General features: G+C 49.9%; 19 protein-coding genes. 8 read left to right on the top strand and 11 right to left on the bottom strand.

Going from position 1 to position 17,575, the window contains the following annotated elements; genetic code table 11:
• Positions 1-172: 172 nt before the first annotated feature.
• The 4 genes from WC5_RS08040 to WC5_RS08055 all read right to left on the bottom strand — a co-directional run bounded on the left by WC5_RS08040 (position 173) and on the right by WC5_RS08055 (position 2,693).
• Positions 173-649, bottom strand: a complete 477-nt coding sequence (locus tag WC5_RS08040; RefSeq protein WP_000203025.1) for a type III secretion system chaperone family protein — start codon at positions 647-649, stop codon at positions 173-175.
• An 87-nt stretch (positions 650-736) separates the two neighbouring features.
• The gene (gene rimK, locus WC5_RS08045; RefSeq protein ID WP_000684316.1) at positions 737-1,639 is read right to left on the bottom strand and encodes a 30S ribosomal protein S6--L-glutamate ligase; all 903 of its coding nucleotides are present in this window, start codon (positions 1,637-1,639) and stop codon (positions 737-739) included.
• A 60-nt stretch (positions 1,640-1,699) separates the two neighbouring features.
• Complete coding sequence (gene nfsA, locus WC5_RS08050) at positions 1,700-2,422, bottom strand: nitroreductase NfsA (protein WP_000189119.1); 723 nt, start codon at positions 2,420-2,422, stop codon at positions 1,700-1,702.
• Positions 2,406-2,693, bottom strand: a complete 288-nt coding sequence (locus WC5_RS08055) for a YbjC family protein (protein WP_001201566.1) — start codon at positions 2,691-2,693, stop codon at positions 2,406-2,408. Before WC5_RS08055 ends, nfsA begins: the two co-directional genes overlap by 17 nt.
• A gap of 159 nt (positions 2,694-2,852) precedes the next feature.
• Here WC5_RS08055 and grxA point away from each other — a divergent pair, with 159 nt between their 5' ends.
• Positions 2,853-3,110, top strand: a complete 258-nt coding sequence (gene grxA, locus WC5_RS08060) for a glutaredoxin 1 (protein WP_001195223.1) — start codon at positions 2,853-2,855, stop codon at positions 3,108-3,110.
• A gap of 31 nt (positions 3,111-3,141) precedes the next feature.
• Here the strand turns inward: grxA and WC5_RS08065 are convergent, their stop codons facing one another.
• Entirely contained in the window at positions 3,142-3,519 is a 378-nt protein-coding gene (locus WC5_RS08065; protein WP_000681103.1) for an inner membrane protein YbjM, read from the bottom strand.
• A 268-nt stretch (positions 3,520-3,787) separates the two neighbouring features.
• Between WC5_RS08065 and WC5_RS08070 the strand changes: the two genes are divergently transcribed.
• A complete protein-coding gene (locus WC5_RS08070) occupies positions 3,788-5,473 on the top strand; it encodes an aspartate:alanine antiporter (RefSeq protein WP_001024862.1) in 1,686 nt (561 codons plus the stop codon).
• 135 nt (positions 5,474-5,608) lie between these two features.
• Here the strand turns inward: WC5_RS08070 and rcdA are convergent, their stop codons facing one another.
• On the bottom strand, positions 5,609-6,184 hold the full coding sequence (rcdA, locus tag WC5_RS08075) for a DNA-binding transcriptional regulator RcdA (RefSeq protein ID WP_001250444.1): 576 nt from the start codon (positions 6,182-6,184) through the stop codon (positions 5,609-5,611).
• A gap of 83 nt (positions 6,185-6,267) precedes the next feature.
• On the opposite strand from rcdA, the gene WC5_RS08080 reads away from it, so the two are divergent.
• The 3 genes from WC5_RS08080 to ybjH all read left to right on the top strand — a co-directional run bounded on the left by WC5_RS08080 (position 6,268) and on the right by ybjH (position 8,660).
• On the top strand, positions 6,268-7,476 hold the full coding sequence (locus WC5_RS08080) for an MFS transporter (protein WP_000217873.1): 1,209 nt from the start codon (positions 6,268-6,270) through the stop codon (positions 7,474-7,476).
• On the top strand, positions 7,476-8,291 hold the full coding sequence (gene ybjI / locus WC5_RS08085; RefSeq protein WP_010349635.1) for a 5-amino-6-(5-phospho-D-ribitylamino)uracil phosphatase: 816 nt from the start codon (positions 7,476-7,478) through the stop codon (positions 8,289-8,291). Before WC5_RS08080 ends, ybjI begins: the two co-directional genes overlap by 1 nt.
• 84 nt (positions 8,292-8,375) lie before the next feature.
• On the top strand, positions 8,376-8,660 hold the full coding sequence (gene ybjH, locus WC5_RS08090) for a protein YbjH (protein ID WP_077629224.1): 285 nt from the start codon (positions 8,376-8,378) through the stop codon (positions 8,658-8,660).
• Between the two features lie 40 nt (positions 8,661-8,700).
• On the opposite strand, the gene mdfA is transcribed toward ybjH, so the two are convergent.
• Positions 8,701-9,933 (bottom strand): multidrug efflux MFS transporter MdfA, encoded by a 1,233-nt coding sequence (mdfA, locus tag WC5_RS08095; protein WP_001181217.1) that lies wholly within the window; start codon positions 9,931-9,933, stop codon positions 8,701-8,703.
• 285 nt (positions 9,934-10,218) lie between these two features.
• Between mdfA and ybjG the strand changes: the two genes are divergently transcribed.
• Complete coding sequence (gene ybjG / locus WC5_RS08100) at positions 10,219-10,815, top strand: undecaprenyl-diphosphate phosphatase (RefSeq protein WP_000892325.1); 597 nt, start codon at positions 10,219-10,221, stop codon at positions 10,813-10,815.
• 57 nt (positions 10,816-10,872) lie between these two features.
• Positions 10,873-11,631: a DNA-binding transcriptional repressor DeoR gene (gene deoR / locus WC5_RS08105; protein WP_000450136.1), complete on the top strand. Its 759-nt coding sequence runs from the start codon at positions 10,873-10,875 to the stop codon at positions 11,629-11,631.
• A 47-nt stretch (positions 11,632-11,678) separates the two neighbouring features.
• Here deoR and dacC read toward each other — a convergent pair whose 3' ends face one another.
• A complete protein-coding gene (dacC, locus tag WC5_RS08110; protein ID WP_016159005.1) occupies positions 11,679-12,881 on the bottom strand; it encodes a serine-type D-Ala-D-Ala carboxypeptidase in 1,203 nt (400 codons plus the stop codon).
• A gap of 245 nt (positions 12,882-13,126) precedes the next feature.
• Between dacC and gstB the strand changes: the two genes are divergently transcribed.
• Positions 13,127-13,753: a glutathione S-transferase GstB gene (gene gstB, locus WC5_RS08115; RefSeq protein ID WP_010351166.1), complete on the top strand. Its 627-nt coding sequence runs from the start codon at positions 13,127-13,129 to the stop codon at positions 13,751-13,753.
• Here gstB and yliI read toward each other — a convergent pair.
• From yliI to WC5_RS08130, 3 genes are all read right to left on the bottom strand, one after another.
• Positions 13,750-14,865, bottom strand: coding sequence for an aldose sugar dehydrogenase YliI (gene yliI / locus WC5_RS08120; RefSeq protein WP_000555063.1), 1,116 nt, complete (start codon positions 14,863-14,865; stop codon positions 13,750-13,752). The two genes, gstB and yliI, sit on opposite strands and share 4 nt — an antisense overlap.
• Before the next feature lie 110 nt (positions 14,866-14,975).
• The gene (bssR, locus tag WC5_RS08125; protein ID WP_000497145.1) at positions 14,976-15,359 is read right to left on the bottom strand and encodes a biofilm formation regulator BssR; all 384 of its coding nucleotides are present in this window, start codon (positions 15,357-15,359) and stop codon (positions 14,976-14,978) included.
• 104 nt (positions 15,360-15,463) lie between these two features.
• Positions 15,464-17,518: a beta-galactosidase gene (locus WC5_RS08130; RefSeq protein WP_016231641.1), complete on the bottom strand. Its 2,055-nt coding sequence runs from the start codon at positions 17,516-17,518 to the stop codon at positions 15,464-15,466.
• Between the last annotated feature and the right edge of the window lie 57 nt (positions 17,519-17,575).

The raw sequence follows: 17,575 nt of genomic DNA, 5'->3' as shown, positions 1-17,575 counted from the left end.
TAGCTGTAATTAAAAAACGGTATTTAACAAATTTTTATGCGTATTTGCTCTATGTGATAAAGCAAACCCGGCACAATAGAAGTGAATTAATCTTTAATGAAAGGTTAAAATCAGCAGGAAATATTACGACGCGCAGTCACTGCGGCAGCGACTGCGTGCTCGAAGAGAGTTATCAGTGAAGGAAATAGTTTTCGGTAACGTTGTTTTGCCCTTCATCGTCAGTCGGCAACAGCAGCTGATGGGCATTAGCTTCGAGGATAACCATCGAAATCTGCTCTTCGCTCTGGCGTACAAACCATGCAAACTGTTCATAGGTTACGCCCTGCATAACAGATAAAGACTGGCAAACCACCAGCTTTGGCAGATTATCATCCTGCATATCGAGAAATGCTTTCACGGTCAGTGAGCTGGCATTGATGGCTGATAAATCCGCCGCCAGCGGCAACACAGCTGAAGGCCTGACTTCCGCCATGGCAGAAAACAGGATTGTGTTATCAATCAGGTCGATTTTGGCATCAAAGACACCGTCGAAATTCTGCATATGGGGCAGATGCAAAGCCTGACAGTTATCACATTCAAAAAAACTCATCCCCAGGTCATCGAGCCATTGACGCAACGTATCCAGACCAGGAACGACCAGCGATGTCATAATTTTGTACAACCTCTTCCGATAAAAAGACTGGCACAGCTTACGCAAAAAGCGCAGGCAAAACCATGATCAGTAATGTAATTGCGACTAACCACCCGTTTTCAGGCAATATTCTGCCGTGGCGTGGCGTTCGATCCAGCGGATCATTTTACCCGCAATGTCGATACCGGTGGTTTTTTCTATTCCTTCCAGCCCCGGCGACGCGTTCACTTCCATCACCAACGGCCCGCGATTGGCACGCAGAATATCCACACCGGCAACATCCAGCGCCATCGTTCGCGCAGCTTTGATGGCGATTTCACGCTCTTTCGGCGTGATACTGGCGATGCTTGCCGCGCCGCCACGGTGCAAATTGGAGCGAAAATCGCCCTCTTTCGCCCGCCGTTCAATCGCCGCGACAACTTCATCACCGACGACCAGACAGCGGATATCGCACCCTTGCGCCTCTTTTATATATTCCTGCACCAGAATATGAGCGTTCAGGCCGCGAAAAGCATCAATCACGCTTTCTGCCGCCTGGCGCGTTTCCGCCAGCACCACACCAATTCCCTGCGTGCCTTCGACCAGCTTAACCACCAGCGGCGCACCACCGACCATATCGATTAAGTCGCTGGTATCATCCGGCGAATGCGCAATCCCCGTGACAGGCAGGTCAATGCCCTGACGCGCCAGCAGTTGCATTGAACGCAATTTGTCACGCGCCCGGGCAATCGCGACCGATTCGTTCAGCGGATAACTGCCCAGCATTTCGAACTGGCGCAGCGCCGCCGTCCCATAAAAGGTAATGGCGGTGCCAATGCGTGGGATCACCGCGTCAAAATGGGGGAGTTTGCGGCCTTTATAGTGAATGGAAGACGCCGCAGGATTAATGTTCATGTAGCAAGAAAGCGGATCGAGAATTTCAACCAGGTGACCACGCTGTATGGCGGCTTCACGCAGCCGCTTACACGAATAGAGCGTTCCATCCCGGGACAATATGGCAATTTTCACCCTGCACCTCTCTGTCAGACCTGGTCAAAAGCCCGCGTATAATACATCGCCGTAACGGTTTTAGCGCGTCGCCCAACCTTGTTTATGCAAATAATCGAGAATAAAAGGACGGCTTTCTTTGATAATCGTCCGCCGAATATGATCGCTCCAGGTATCCCGGCGATTATTGCTGCCACGGGTAAGATAATATTCCGCCAGTTGCTCGTCATACTGCGCCAGAGCATCTTTATCCAGCGACTGGTAGCTGTTTTCATGTACCAAAATGGAGGCCGGTAAACGCGGCTTGAGATCCGGGTTATCCGCAGGCCAGCCGAGACACAGGCCAAACAGCGGCAGAACATGCTTTGGTAATTTCAGCAGTTCCGTCACCGCTTCAATGTTATTGCGCAGGCCGCCAATATATACACCGCCCAACCCCAACGATTCCGCTGCGGTTAAGGCGTTTTGTGCCATCATCGCTGTATCAACAACACCGAGCAACAACTGTTCAGCCAGGCCGAGTTGAGCATCCGGGCAGATCTGCAAATGACGGTTAAAGTCGGCGCAAAACACCCAGAACTCCGCCGCTTGCGCAACGTGTTTTTGCCCACCGGTCAGCGGCACCAGGGCTTCACGCAATGCGGGATCGGTAATGCGAATAATGCTGCTGCACTGCAAAAAGCTGGAACTGGAGGTCGCGCGGGCGCTGTTGATAATCGCCTCACGCTGTTCAGCGGAGATAGGTTCATCAGTGAAATGGCGAATGGAGCGGTGACCACAAATAAGTTCAATGGTTGGCGTCATTATCTTTTTCTCTTTCTGAACGTGAAGATTCCGGTGGATGATTCATCAGTTGCGGGGCCAGCCGTTTTGCCACCTGAAGAATAACCACCACCGCAGCGGGAAGCATGAGCAAAACACCGAGAAAAATCATCAGAATTTGCGCTTCTGGCGTAGAAAACGGCGCTGGAAGCGAAAAGTTGTCACTTATCGACAGCAACGCCGCCGCCAGTAACATCATTCCGATAAATTCCAGTATCAACACGCTTTTAGGCAATTTACCGATCGCGCGCATAAACTTCCCTCTGCAAAGTGAGCTGCCAGTTTAAAACCTTTCGCCGCGTTGTGCTTAACAGTTATAGCTTTAAGCAATCAATGCAACAGGTTAAACCTACTTTCAGCGAATAAGATTTGGCGTGATCATGCACACATGAGAGATAAATGGAGAAAGCCAATGCAAACCGTTATTTTCGGTCGTCCGGGTTGCCCTTACTGCGTGCGTGCCAAAGATTTGGCAGAAAAGTTAAGTAATGAACACGATGATTTTCACTATCAGTATGTGGATATTCGTGCTGAAGGGATCACTAAAGAGGATCTGCAACAGAAAGCTGGCAAGCCGGTAGAAACCGTACCGCAGATTTTTGTCGATCAGCAACACATCGGTGGCTATACCGATTTTGCTGCCTGGGTGAAAGAGAATCTTGACGCCTGATTACCGGATAAGCCCTCTCTGTTTGAGGGCTTTATTGATTTTTTCTGTGTTGCGGCCTGAACAAGCTACTGATAAACAAAAAACATAATGCGCCCAGCGCACACCAGAAGACGGCACTCAACAACCACGCCAGCTCCTGCCAGAATGAGCGTGATGGTGAAAAAAACAGACGCATAATTAACATAGAACACGGTGCTGCCAGCATTGCGCCAAACAGTGGTTTAAGGACTTCTCTACGCCGCGAAAAAAAGCTGGCTACAGCCCCAGGAAGAATGAAAAACAGTAAGCCGATTTCAGGGTGCCCGGCAGCCCGAAAAGCTCCCTTCATATGTGTCGCCAGAAAAAGGCACACCACAATAAAGAGGACAAAACAGCAAATTGCCCCCGCCCAATGTTGTTTATGTTTCACATGTTCCTCCTGACACTGCCTCTATCGAACACATTTTTCGCCGGTGTGGCGCTCAGTAAGATAAAGCCGCTTCGCATTCCATGCTAATATAGGCCAACACAATTCTTATAGCCGTTGGTATCTAATGTGATTACACTAGTAAAATATATTGTTACTTTACTATTGATTAAGTGCGCTGAATGAATCTGCGCTCTGAATTCAGGTAAAAACATTATCTTAAATTACCATTTCTTTCAACAGCTTACTCGTAAACAAGAAGTTAGTCTCCGTGAATATAAACGTCGCCGAATTGTTAAATGGGAATTACATTCTGTTATTATTCGTGGTCCTCGCGCTTGGACTATGTCTCGGAAAATTACGACTTGGTTCAATCCAACTGGGTAATTCCATTGGCGTTTTAGTCGTATCACTGTTATTAGGTCAACAACATTTCAGTATTAACACCGACGCGCTTAATCTTGGCTTTATGCTGTTTATTTTCTGCGTCGGGGTCGAAGCCGGACCCAACTTTTTTTCCATTTTTTTCCGCGATGGGAAAAATTACCTAATGTTAGCCCTGGTAATGGTCGGTAGTGCACTGCTGATCGCCTTAGGGCTGGGTAAGTTGTTTGGCTGGGACATCGGCCTGACGGCCGGTATGTTGGCTGGTTCAATGACATCAACACCGGTTTTGGTTGGTGCGGGCGATACCTTACGCCACTCAGGAATAGAAAGCGGGCAGCTCTCTGCGGCACTGGATAATTTAAGCCTCGGGTATGCATTAACCTATTTGATTGGCCTGGTGAGTTTGATTGTCGGTGCGCGTTACTTGCCTAAGTTGCAGCATCAGGACTTACAGACCAGCGCCCAACAAATCGCTCGTGAACGAGGTCTGGATACCGACGCCAGCCGTAAAGTCTATCTGCCGGTCATTCGCGCCTACCGCGTCGGGCCGGAACTGGTCGCCTGGGCCGATGGCAAAAACTTGCGTGAACTGGGTATTTATCGACAAACCGGTTGCTACATTGAACGTATTCGTCGTAACGGGATTCTGGCAAATCCGGATGGTGACGCCGTGCTACAGATGGGCGATGAAATAGCGTTGGTAGGATATCCCGACGCCCACGCCCGGCTCGATCCCAGCTTCCGTAACGGTAAAGAAGTTTTTGATCGAGACCTTCTCGACATGCGTATCGTCACTGAAGAGGTGGTCGTCAAAAACCATAACGCTGTCGGTAAACGTCTGGCACAACTGAAGCTGACCGATCACGGTTGTTTCCTTAACCGCGTCATCCGCAGCCAGATCGAAATGCCGATCGACGATAACGTGGTGCTTAATAAAGGCGATGTATTGCAGGTGAGCGGCGATGCCCGTCGCGTGAAAACCATCGCCGATCGCATCGGCTTTATCTCTATTCACAGCCAGGTTACCGATCTACTGGCATTCTGCGCGTTCTTTGTCATCGGTCTGATGATCGGGATGATCACCTTCCAGTTCAGCACATTCAGCTTCGGCATGGGTAACGCCGCCGGGTTGTTATTCGCTGGTATTATGCTGGGCTTTATGCGAGCGAACCACCCGACCTTCGGCTATATTCCCCAGGGCGCGTTAAGCATGGTGAAAGAGTTCGGTTTGATGGTATTTATGGCGGGTGTGGGTTTAAGCGCCGGTAGTGGCATCAATAACGGCCTGGGTGCGATTGGCGGTCAGATGTTGATTGCCGGGTTAATTGTCAGCCTGGTGCCCGTTGTTATTTGCTTCCTGTTTGGCGCTTATGTGCTGCGCATGAACCGCGCGCTGTTATTCGGTGCAATGATGGGCGCACGTACTTGTGCTCCGGCAATGGAGATCATCAGCGACACTGCGCGCAGCAACATCCCGGCATTAGGTTATGCGGGCACTTATGCAATAGCTAACGTACTGCTGACGCTGGCAGGGACAATCATCGTAATGGTATGGCCAGGACTCGGATAAAACTGAAGTTGCCCCAAAAATGAAATTTTTTTGTACAACCACAGAACTTTTCCTCGGGGCATCAGTCTTAATTAGTGCCACTGCTTTTCTTTGATGTCCCCATTTTGTGGAGCCCATCAACCCCGCCATTTCGGTTCAAGGTTGATGGGTTTTTTGTTGCCTGAATTTTATCTCCTGCCCTGCCAATTGCGCCACCATCTGTAAAATATCCTCGCGCGATAGCGGCTTACGGTCAGTGACAAAATGCAGTGTCATCCCTTCAATAAACGCATCCAGCGCGCGGGCGGTTCCGGGTTCAAACCATTGTTCGAGCGTTTGCTGACTACGCTGCATCCAGTTTTGCATCACCGTTTTTAATAGCGGTTTTCGGCTGGCCAATGCGTAAAGTTGATACATCAGTTCCATGTTATCCGGCGTTGCAACCTGCGAGCTGTAGATCATGTCAGTTATGGCCTGGCAGGCGCCTGATGCATCACTAACATCGCTAAAAAATGCCTGATATTGCTTAGACATTATCTCTGTAAAACTGCTGAACGCCTCCAGCAGCAACTCATCAATTCCTGAAAAATAGTAGGTCATCGACCCCAACGGCACTCCGGCAAGGGTAGCGATTTTGCGGTGCGTAACGGCATGTATCCCGTAAAGTTTCACCGCCTCCAGCGTGGCCTGGATGATTTTTTCTCGCCGTTGCGGATCGTTAGCGCGACGCATGTCATTTCCTCTCTTTGCAATTGTGTACAAATGTACACAACCTTGCTAAGGTTGTCTTCCCTCTTCTTTTTTTGACGTGATCTATGACCGTAAATTCTTCACGTAATGCCTTGAAACGCCGAACCTGGGCGCTGTTTATGTTCTTCTTTTTGCCAGGCTTGTTAATGGCGTCCTGGGCAACCCGTACGCCAGCGATTCGCGACATTCTTTCTGTTTCGATCGCTGAAATGGGCGGTGTACTCTTTGGTTTGTCGATCGGTTCGATGAGCGGAATTCTCTGCTCGGCGTGGTTAGTGAAACGTTTTGGGACGCGTAATGTCATCCTGGTCACGATGTCCTGCGCGTTGATCGGGATGATGATATTAAGTGTGGCGCTCTGGCTGACATCGCCCGTGCTCTTTGCCGTTGGTCTTGGCGTCTTTGGAGCCAGTTTTGGTTCCGCTGAAGTTGCTATAAACGTTGAAGGTGCCGCCGTTGAGCGAGAAATGAATAAAACGGTTTTGCCGATGATGCACGGCTTTTATAGCCTCGGCACGCTGGCAGGCGCTGGTGTTGGGATGGCGCTAACGGCCTTTGGCGTTCCGGCAACTGTGCATATTTTGTTGGCGGCACTGGTAGGCATCGCGCCTATTTATATCGCCATTCAGGCAATCCCTGGCGGTACGGGAAAAAATGCCACCGATAGCACGCAACATGGCGAAAAATGCGTACCTTTTTATCGCGATATCCAGTTGCTGTTGATTGGTGTTGTGGTGCTGGCGATGGCCTTTGCAGAAGGTTCTGCCAACGACTGGTTACCCTTGTTAATGGTTGATGGTCACGGTTTTAGCCCCACTTCCGGCTCACTGATTTATGCCGGTTTCACATTGGGGATGACCGTTGGACGCTTCACTGGCGGTTGGTTCATCGACCGTTACAGCCGCGTTGCCGTGGTTCGGGCCAGTGCGCTAATGGGTGCGTTGGGTATTGGGCTGATTATTTTTGTCGATAGCGCCTGGGTCGCTGGGGTGTCTGTTGTTCTTTGGGGATTGGGTGCCTCGCTGGGCTTCCCGCTGACCATTTCTGCCGCCAGCGATACCGGCCCCGATGCGCCGACCCGCGTCAGCGTAGTAGCGACGACCGGTTATCTGGCTTTCCTCGTCGGGCCGCCGCTGCTGGGCTATCTCGGCGAACATTATGGATTACGTAGTGCAATGCTGGTTGTACTGGCGCTGGTTATTCTCGCGGCTATTGTCGCGAAAGCCGTCGCCAAACCCGATACCAAAACGCAGACGGCGATGGAGAATAATTGATGAGCATTAAATTAATTGCGGTAGACATGGATGGTACTTTCTTAAGCGATCAAAAAACCTATAACCGCGAGCGGTTTATGGCTCAGTATCAGCAGATGAAAGCACAAGGGATTCGCTTTGTGGTCGCCAGCGGGAATCAATATTATCAGTTGATCTCTTTCTTCCCCGAAATTGCCGATGAAATTGCCTTTGTGGCAGAAAACGGTGGTTGGGTTGTGAGCGAAGGCAAAGATGTTTTTAATGGCGAGCTGTCGAAGGATGCATTTGCCACTGTCGTGGAACATTTACTGACGCGCCCGGAAGTGGAAATTATTGCCTGCGGAAAAAATAGCGCCTATACCCTCAAAAAATATGACGATGCCATGAAAACGGTGGCGGAAATGTATTATCACCGTCTGGAATATGTCGATAACTTTGACAACTTAGAAGATATCTTCTTTAAGTTTGGCCTGAATCTTTCCGATGAACTGATTCCGCAAGTGCAAAAAGAGTTACATGATTCGATTGGCGATATTATGGTGCCGGTTCACACCGGCAACGGCAGCATCGATCTGATTATCCCCGGCGTACATAAAGCCAATGGCCTGCGGCAACTCCAGAAGTTATGGGGAATAGATGACAGTGAAGTGGTGGTCTTTGGCGATGGCGGTAACGATATCGAAATGCTGCGCCAGGCTGGCTTTAGCTTTGCGATGGAAAATGCTGGCAACGCGGTCGTAGCTGCGGCGAAATACCGCGCAGGCTCTAATAACCGTGAAAGCGTACTGGATGTGATCGATAAAATTCTTAAGCACGAAGCGCCATTTAATCAATAAAACGGCAGCACGCCCGGCAACACAATGCCTGAATGAAGGATGCATAATTCGCGGAAATTCCCCTTCTGGATTATTTCAGGCGAAATGATGATGAAAAATTGTGTACTGCTGGGCGCGTTTCTGTTGAGTTTTACTGGTGTGGCAATGGCGCAAAGTGTCACCGTTGATGTGCCGAGCGGATACAAAGTGGTGGTAGTCCCCGATTCAGTCAGCGTTCCACAAGCGGTCAGCGTCGCGACTGTACCACAAACTGTCTATGTGGCGCCTACTCCAGCTCCGGCTTACCGCCCACATCCGTATGTTCGTCATCTTGCCAGCGTAGGCGAAGGGATGGTTATCGAACATCAAATCGACGACCATCACCATTAATCCATGAATGCCTGATTGTACAAAGCAACCAGGCATTTTCTTATCCGTCGTTTGAATTTCCTGTTTGTTTATCTTTTAAAAAAATAAACATCAGCAGCAGCCACAAAATTCCGTTGGCAAGGTTAAAGAGATTAAACAGTCCATTACCGCCATTCAGCCAGGCATGTTTACTGATCTCGATACCGACGGTAAAGATCAGCATTTGTAACATCCCCATCGCCGCAGAAACCGTACCTTTACTCATATCGCTGGCAAACAGGGTTAATCGCACCAGTCCCGCATTCGCCAGACCAATACCGAAAGCATAAATACTTAACCCGGCGGTCATCCATAAATACGCGTGCGATGAGATAACCGTTGCGGCAGCGGCGACGAGCAAGCCAATCATAATCGGCCAGCCACCCATGATGATCAATGCACGAACGGTGCGGCGCGAGGTCAAACGCGCTAACAGCAAGTTACCCGCAATTAACGCCCCGAAAACTGGCACTTGCAGCAACCCATATTCATAACTGCTCAACTTTTCGCCGGTGATGATGATAATCGGTGACTGGGCGATCCACGCCAGCAGCGGCAGGCTGACGAATCCCAGCGCCAGAGCTCCGGCAACAAAGCGACCGTTCTTCAGCACCAGCTTGTAGTCATGGCCAAGCTCTTTCAGGGACAGTTTCTCACCAATACGCGTGGCAGTTTCCGGCATAGCGCGTTGCAGACCGAAAAAGGAGATCGCCGCCAATGCAGCAAACAGCACAAACATGCCTTCCCAGGGCAGCACATGGATCCACGCGGCGCCCACCAGCGGACCGAGTAGCGGAGCAATCAGCGCCACGTTCGCCATCAGCGCGGTGATCTTGATACAAACCGCCTCTTCGAAGGATTCCTGAATCGCGGCGTATCCAACAGCGCCAATGAAACAAAGGCTTATCCCCTGCAGGAAGCGCAATAACGTGAATTGTTCAATGTTTTGCGCCAGCAATATTGCCAGACAGGTGACGATAAACCACACCACGCCTGCCAGCATCACCGGACGGCGACCAATACGATCCGACAGCGGCCCCAGGAGCCACTGTAAAAACATCCCGCCCGCCAGGTAAGCGGTCATCGAAGTAGGAACCCAGTCAATACCCGCCTGATACTCTTCCACTACCGCGAGCATACCGGGTTGAATCATATCATTGCCGATATAGGTCGAGAATTCGTAGAGCACCAGACAGAGGGGGAAAAGTAATGCCTGACGCCCAAGTCTGGCACCAGTAGCTAATCTATTTTGCATGCAATTTCTTCGCCAAGAATAATCGCACAAAGTTTAATAAAAGCGCAGCAAACGAGAAAGCAAATTTTGTAGTTGAAACCACGCTTAAGCACATTCTTACATTATTCCGAGTATAGCCACTCTTTCTTTAAGCTTTATTTAATTCCTTCGCGTTACTATTCCCTGTTGTAAGCCAATCCGAAAGTGAAATAAGACGATGCTGCTTTACCCTGTTTAACACGCACTTTATGCTCATCGACTTGCCTGATGGCTCCCCATTTTAATCACCTTTTGAGTCTGAAAGTTATGCTGGAAAATCTGAATTACTCATTATTCTCTCTTATTAATGCGACGCCAGACTCATCCGCATGGATGATTTCGTTAGCGATTTTTATTGCCAAAGATTTAATTACTGTAGTGCCGCTGCTGGCTACGGTGCTTTGGCTATGGGGATTTACGGCTCAACGGCAACTGGTGATAAAAATCGCCATCGCGCTGGCAGTCAGCCTGTTTGTTTCCTGGACGATGGGGCACTTATTTCCGCACGACCGTCCGTTTGTTGATCATATCGGCTATAACTTCCTGCATCATGCGGCGGATGACTCTTTCCCAAGCGACCACGGTACGGTGATTTTCACCTTTGCGCTGGCATTTTTATGCTGGCATCGCCTGTGGTCAGGCACAATCCTTATGGCGCTGGCGGTGGTCATTGCCTGGTCACGTGTATATCTCGGTGTTCACTGGCCGCTGGACATGCTCGGTGGATTGTTGGCAGGAATGATTGGTTGCCTTAGCGCCCAGATTATCTGGCAGGCTGTGGGGGCTATACTCTACCAGAAGCTGCAATTGTGGTATCGCTTCTGTTTCGCCTTACCTATACGTAAAGGCTGGGTGCGTGGCTGATTTCGGATAAAAAGTGTAATATCAGGCGGCTCGCTTCAATAACTATTCAGAGGGAATATGGAAACACGTCGCGAAGAGCGTATAGGGCAGTTACTACAAGAATTAAAACGCAGCGATAAGTTACACCTGAAGGACGCCGCCGCCCTGCTCGGGGTTTCAGAGATGACGATTCGTCGCGATTTGAATAACAACAGTGCCCCCGTCGTACTACTCGGCGGCTATATTGTTCTGGAACCGCGTAGTGCCAGCCATTACCTGTTAAGCGATCAAAAATCCCGCCTGGTGGAAGAAAAACGCCGGGCGGCAAAACTGGCCGCGACGCTGGTTGAACCCGATCAGACCCTCTTTTTTGACTGCGGCACCACCACGCCGTGGATTATTGAAGCGATAGATAATGAAATCCCTTTCACCGCCATTTGTTATTCACTAAATACCTTTCTGGCGCTAAAAGAGAAACCCCATTGCCGCGCGTTTCTTTGTGGTGGTGAATTTCACGCCAGCAACGCCATTTTCAAACCCATTGATTTTCAGCAAACACTGAATAATTTTTGCCCGGATATTGCTTTTTATTCCGCAGCGGGCGTGCATGTCAGTAAAGGCGCAACCTGTTTTAATCTTGAAGAGTTGCCGGTAAAACACTGGGCGATGTCGATGGCACAAAAGCACGTGCTGGTTGTCGACCACAGTAAGTTTGGCAAGGTACGTCCGGCGCGCATGGGCGAGCTGAAACGCTTTGATATTGTGGTGAGCGATTGTTGTCCGGAAGATGAGTATATGAAGTATGCGCAGACGCAGCGTATTAAGTTGATGTATTAATAACGCATAACCGGATGACGTTTTCGCGCCATCCGGTCATCAGAAGATTAAGAGAACCAGCTGCCGAACCACTGATGGAATTTCATCATCACGAAGTCCCACATCCGACCAAAGAACCCGCCCTCTTCCACATTTTCCATCACGATCAGCGGACGCTGTTCAATAGATTTACCGTTAAGCTGGAAATCAATGGTGCCGACAACCTGACCTTTTTTCAGCGGCGCGGTGAGCTGCGGTTCCGTTAACGTATAACTCGCTTTCAGGTTTTTCAGTTGCCCGCGTGGGATGGTCACTGATCCCCCTTCGCCTGCGCCGAGATTCACTTCGCTCTTATCACCGAACCAGACGCGCTGAGTCACAAAGGTGGCATCAGGTTTAATTGGCGTCACGGTTTCAAAAAAGCGGAAGCCCCAGGTCAGTAATTTCTCAGACTCATTAAAACGGATGCGGTCAGTTTTTGCCCCCAGCACCACGGAGATCAAACGCATATCACCCTGAGTAGCAGAAGCGACCAGATTGTATCCCGCACCAGCCGTGGTTCCGGTCTTCATACCATCAACGTTAACGTTGCTGCTCCACAGCAGACGGTTACGGTTTGGTTGGCGAATTTTGTTAAAGGTAAACTCTTTCTCTTTATGAATGGCGTACTCTTCCGGCACATCGTGGATTAACGCTTTACCCAGCAACGCCATATCGCGCGCGGTACTGAATTGCCCCGGCGCATCCAGACCGTGCACAGTCTGGAAGGTAGTGTTGGTCAGGCCCAGTTTTTTGGCATAACCATTCATCAAACCAATAAATGACTCCTGGCTCCCGGCAACGTAATCGGCCAACGCAATACAGGCGTCATTACCGGACTGGATAATCACACCTTTGTTCAAATCTGCCACCGAAACCTGATCGCCCGGTTTGAGGAACATCACCGACGAACCGCGCAGTGCCGGGTTTCCCGTCGCCCAGGCATCTTTACCGACCGTCACCATATCGGTGAGTTTGATCTTATCAGCCTTAAGCGCCTGTCCAACCACATAGCTGGTCATTATTTTGGTCAGGCTCGCGGGATCCAGTTTCTCATCCGCATTGCCTTCTGCCAGCACTTTACCGCTGGCGTAATCCATTAAAATCCATGCACGCGCATCCACGCTCGGCGCGTCAACGGTTTGTTCCGCCGCGAATGCCGTTGGGGCAAAAAGGAATAAAAATGCAGAACCCGCTGCAAGACCACGAAGGAAAGAGGAGTATTGCGTCATAAATGCCACCCGAGTATCCATTCAAAAAAATACGTTATATCGCCGTATGATAAGTTCGGTGATTAATAACGCACACACAAGTTTAAAGAAACCGTAAGTTGGTAAAGTTTTTAAAGTTTATGCAATATCCTGCCGCTTCGCTGCTTCTGGCGTCATTTTTTTACTCGCTGTTGCTTAAAAGTTAACTTTACTTCACCATCGGAGTCCTGTTCAGCCTGTGGCTGCCTGTCGGAAAAGGGGTGAGTATGATTACGCTGTGGGGTCGGAATAATTCAACCAACGTTAAAAAAGTGTTGCTAACACTCGAAGAACTGGAACTGCCTTATGAGCAAATTTTGGCGGGTCGTGAGTTTGGGGTAAACCATGACGCCGATTTTCTGGCGATGAATCCCAACGGGCTGGTGCCGCTGTTGCGTGACGACGAAAGTGACTTAATTCTTTGGGAATCAAATGCCATTGTCCGCTACCTGGCTGCACAGTACGGGCAAAAACGTCTGTGGATCGACTCGCCGGCACGTCGCGCAGAAGCCGAAAAGTGGATGGACTGGGCAAACCAGACGCTCAGCAATGCCCATCGTGGGATCCTGATGGGGTTAGTCAGAACGCCACCGGAAGAACGTGATCAGGCCGCCATTGAAGCCAGTTGCAAAGAGTGCGACGCCCTGTTTGCCCTGCTCGATGCGGAACTGGCAAAAGTAAAATGGTTCTCCGGCGACGAGTTTGGTGTGGGCGATATTGCTATCGCACCGTTTATCTACAATTTGTTTAATGTTGGCCTGACCTGGACACCGCGTCCAAATCTGCAACGCTGGTATCAGCAACTCACTGAACGCCCCGCAGTGCGCAAAGTGGTGATGATTCCCGTTAGCTAATTGCGTGGGCTAACTTTAAGTAATTCCCCACTGGACTCGTCGGTGAGAACGTATAAATAACCGTCGGGTCCAGTGCGAACATCACGAATTCGCTGCCCTCTGTCCGTTAAAATACGGCCATCTTCTGTCACTTTGTCGCCGTTGACGCTCATCACAATGACATCTTTATCTTTCAGCGCACCAATAAATAATTTTTGCTGCCACTGGGGGAATTTGTCGCTGTTATAGAAGGTCATGCCGCTCACCGCTGGTGAGTCCTTCCAGTAAAAAACCGGTTGCTCGGTTCCGGCGACGATTTCCCCTTTCGCTTCCGGTATTTTAAAACCTGAGTAATTAATGCCCCAGGTAGCCAACGGCCAGCCGTAGTTTTTGCCTTTTTGCGGGATATTAATTTCATCACCACCGCGCGGGCCATGTTCATTCAGCCACAGTGCATTACTCCACGGATTCATCGCCATTCCTTGCGGATTACGAATGCCATAAGACCAGATCTCTACGCGCGCACCGGATTCCCTGGCAAAAGGATTATCATCCGGGATCTCGCCCTGGTCAGTCAGACGCACTAATTTACCCTGCAATTTATCCAGATCCTGCGCCGTCGGGCGCTGATTGTTTTCGCCCAGAGCAATAAAAAGATAACCTTTACCGTCGAATACCAGCCGCCCGCCAAAATGGTTGCCGGTAGACAGTTTTGGCATCTGGCGAAAGACGGTGCGGAAGTCGGTCACTTTTGAGAGGTCATCACTTAAGCGGCCATAACCCACAGCAGTTCCGGCTTTGCCATCATCGCCAACTTCGGAATAACTTAACCAGATGCGGCGCGACTGGGCAAAATCAGGCGCTAATGCCACATCCAGCAAGCCTCCCTGCCCGTGCGCCCAGACGTTCGGCACACCGGCAAGCGGCGCAGATAATCCTTTTCCTGCTTGCCAGTGACGCAACTCGCCACCGCGCAGGGTGATTAACATGCCATGATTATCAGGTAAAAAGGCCAGCGCCCACGGATGATCGAGTTTGTCTTGTAGTACTTCGACATTTACCGGCGCAGGAGCCGCCCAGAGAGCGGAAGAAACACAGAGAAAGGGCACAAGGAAAAGGGATTGTCGATGCATAACGCCTCCGGATTGACTCTGGCTTAAAGCGTAGTCAGTGGAGGAGATGACAAATTCATTTTTACAAAAACTTAAACATGAAGGGGGAGACGCTTTCTCCCCCTTAGTTTTCAGGCCTGCTCAAGCATGGTGTGCTGTTCAAGGCTCTGGATACTCAGCGTTAAGCTCATCAGACAATTTTCAAGCTTATCGGCGTTGACGGTAATAACAGTCGGGCAATCATGATGCCCGCTCATCAAACATACTGCGGCTGTCGCTAATGCTTCTTCAGCATGATGAAGAGCACTCCACTCTTCCTGATCCAGATGAAGATTCAACCGCAGCGATTTATCGTGCAGTTCGCGATTCAGTTTAAAAAAGTTATCTCGTAGATGATTGCTTTCGCTGACGGACATGTATCCTTTGGCCTTCCTCAGTTGCACGTATGCGGCGAGGTCAACTCTTGCATCGATCAACCGGTTAAGTAGATCGCTTCGCTGTCTGTCAACGAACATACTTCGATCCTCCTCTTTGCAGCCTTTGTGCAATTAAATAGTATGGCTACTTTTTGTACAAAATGCTGTCAGGGATCAATACTTCACATCTTATTAATAAGAATTTACATTATTTCTTTTTCCAGTACCTCACATCCCCACGGCGCCAGTTCTAATGCTTGTGAACAAGCCTTGCCTGTTTCCGTCACTCGCCACGCTCCAGGAAGCACAACATTTTGTACATGAGCAGTGTAATTTTGTACAAAAACCCATTCCTGCTCGCCGTCTGTCCGACGCGTTGCAATAACGCCAGCAGGAAGTTCAGTAGCAAGTGCTTTTGGGAGATGAAGTGTGTTGATCAACATCGCGGCAAACGCTTGATGAAATGACGCATCATTACGCGAAGCCACATAGAAAGCTCGACCTTGTCCGACGTGATTTACTGTTAACGCAGGTGTACCCGCATAAAAATCCTCACCATAGCGCGCCAGAACCTGTGCACCTTCGGCGTGAATAACCGCACATAATTCCCGTGCCTGCCATTGCCCCTGCAGTCCATACGCATTCGGCTCGCAGATAACTTCGTTATGCTGATAATCATTAAGGCTATCAATCTCTTCAGCCCACACACCCATCAGGTCACGCAACGGGCCAGGGAATCCACCCAGATGACATAAATCGGTTTCATTGACAATCCCGGACCAGTAAGTGGTGACAAAATTGCCACCAGCTTCAACATAGGCGCGAGCACGAGCAGCAAATCCATCGCGAACCATATAGAGCATTGGGGCAATAACTAACTGATAACCCGTAAGATCACAATCAGCATTGATAATATCGACCGCCATGCCCTGCTCCCAGAAAGGTCGGTAATGCTCCACTACCGTTTGCTCGTAGTGGATACCGCAATTGCGCGGCCCGGCAGCATCGTTGACCGCCCAGCGGTTTTCCCAGTCGAAAATAATGGCAACTTTTGCCTGGGTTTTCGTTCCGACCAATTGTTTAAGATGAGCCAGCCGTTGCCCCAGTTGTATGACTTCGCGCCCGGTACGCGTCTCCAGATGACCGACGTGATCAACCACCGCACCATGAAACTTCTCCACGGCGCCACGACTCTTACGCCACTGAAAATAATGCACGCCGTCTGCGCCGTGAGCGACGGCCTGTAAGGAAGAAAGAATATTCATTCCCGGCTTTTTCAATTTGCTGGTTGGCTGCCAGCTTGTCTGGCTGGGCGTGGATTCCATCAGAATAAACGGCTTATTTTTTAAAGTACGCATCAGGTCGTGATACATCGCTGTTTTACAAGCAACGGCGCGTTCATCTTCCTGTTTATGCCACATGGGATAGCTATCCCAACTCACAAAATCAACCACTTCAGCTAATGCCCAGTAGTTGTAGTCATTGAAATACCACATAAAATTGGTCGTCGCAGGTAAATCGGGGCGTTCTGCTTTTAACGGCGCGATCTCCATTTGATAGAACTCTTTTACCTGCGATGTGACAAAGCGCCGCCAGTCAAGATTCAAACCGTGGTTAGACATCTCACCTAATGGGGAAGGAGATTCAATTTGTGACCAGTCACTGTATGTATGGCTCCAGAAACCAGTCCACCATGCCTGATTAAGCGCCTCAAGAGTGGCGTAACGAGTCTGCAACCAACGGCGAAACGCCTGTTGGCATCCATTACAATGACACTCTCCGCCATACTCATTACTGATATGCCATCCCAGAACCGCCGGATGATTTGCGTATCGCTGCGCCAGCTTACGGTTAATTTGCGTCACTTTCTCTTTATACACGGGAGAAGAAAGGCAGTGATTATGGCGACCGCCGTGAAGCATTTTCTCGCGTGAGGCGCTAACTCTCAGAACCTCCGGATAACGTGCAGCAAGCCAGGCAGGTTTGGCTCCGCTTGGTGTTGCGAGGAAGACAGAGATCCCACCCGCATGAAGTTTATCCAGCACCTCATCCAGCCAGTCAAAGCAATATTCCCCCTCTGTGGGTTCCAGCATTGACCAGCTAAAAATACCCACCGACATGGTGTTACAACCAGCCTGTTGCATCATGGCGATATCTTTCTCCAGAATCCCGGGGACATGTAACCATTGCTCCGGGTTGTAATCAGCACCATGAAGTAACCATGGGGCTCTGGGGATGATCGGTGGGTGCTTGTCCATGCTGACTCCTGAATTGTTTTAAACAGACAAAAAATGTTATTCGTTCACAATACTGTC

Origin of the sequence: Escherichia sp. KTE114, assembly GCF_000407765.1 — a bacterium.
GTDB classification, from domain to species: domain Bacteria; phylum Pseudomonadota; class Gammaproteobacteria; order Enterobacterales; family Enterobacteriaceae; genus Escherichia; species Escherichia ruysiae.
This window is presented reverse-complemented; position numbering and strand designations above follow the sequence as displayed.

Coding starts and splice junctions, on each gene's coding strand:
- WC5_RS08040 (WP_000203025.1), bottom strand. CDS start 649: ATGACATCGCTGGTCGTTCCTGGTCTGGATACGTTGCGTCAATGGCTC.
- nfsA (WP_000189119.1), bottom strand. CDS start 2,422: ATGACGCCAACCATTGAACTTATTTGTGGTCACCGCTCCATTCGCCAT.
- WC5_RS08055 (WP_001201566.1), bottom strand. CDS start 2,693: ATGCGCGCGATCGGTAAATTGCCTAAAAGCGTGTTGATACTGGAATTT.
- grxA (WP_001195223.1), top strand. CDS start 2,853: ATGCAAACCGTTATTTTCGGTCGTCCGGGTTGCCCTTACTGCGTGCGT.
- rcdA (WP_001250444.1), bottom strand. CDS start 6,184: ATGCGTCGCGCTAACGATCCGCAACGGCGAGAAAAAATCATCCAGGCC.
- WC5_RS08080 (WP_000217873.1), top strand. CDS start 6,268: ATGACCGTAAATTCTTCACGTAATGCCTTGAAACGCCGAACCTGGGCG.
- ybjI (WP_010349635.1), top strand. CDS start 7,476: ATGAGCATTAAATTAATTGCGGTAGACATGGATGGTACTTTCTTAAGC.
- ybjH (WP_077629224.1), top strand. CDS start 8,376: ATGATGATGAAAAATTGTGTACTGCTGGGCGCGTTTCTGTTGAGTTTT.
- mdfA (WP_001181217.1), bottom strand. CDS start 9,933: ATGCAAAATAGATTAGCTACTGGTGCCAGACTTGGGCGTCAGGCATTA.
- ybjG (WP_000892325.1), top strand. CDS start 10,219: ATGCTGGAAAATCTGAATTACTCATTATTCTCTCTTATTAATGCGACG.
- deoR (WP_000450136.1), top strand. CDS start 10,873: ATGGAAACACGTCGCGAAGAGCGTATAGGGCAGTTACTACAAGAATTA.
- dacC (WP_016159005.1), bottom strand. CDS start 12,881: ATGACGCAATACTCCTCTTTCCTTCGTGGTCTTGCAGCGGGTTCTGCA.
- gstB (WP_010351166.1), top strand. CDS start 13,127: ATGATTACGCTGTGGGGTCGGAATAATTCAACCAACGTTAAAAAAGTG.
- yliI (WP_000555063.1), bottom strand. CDS start 14,865: ATGCATCGACAATCCCTTTTCCTTGTGCCCTTTCTCTGTGTTTCTTCC.
- bssR (WP_000497145.1), bottom strand. CDS start 15,359: ATGTTCGTTGACAGACAGCGAAGCGATCTACTTAACCGGTTGATCGAT.
- WC5_RS08130 (WP_016231641.1), bottom strand. CDS start 17,518: ATGGACAAGCACCCACCGATCATCCCCAGAGCCCCATGGTTACTTCAT.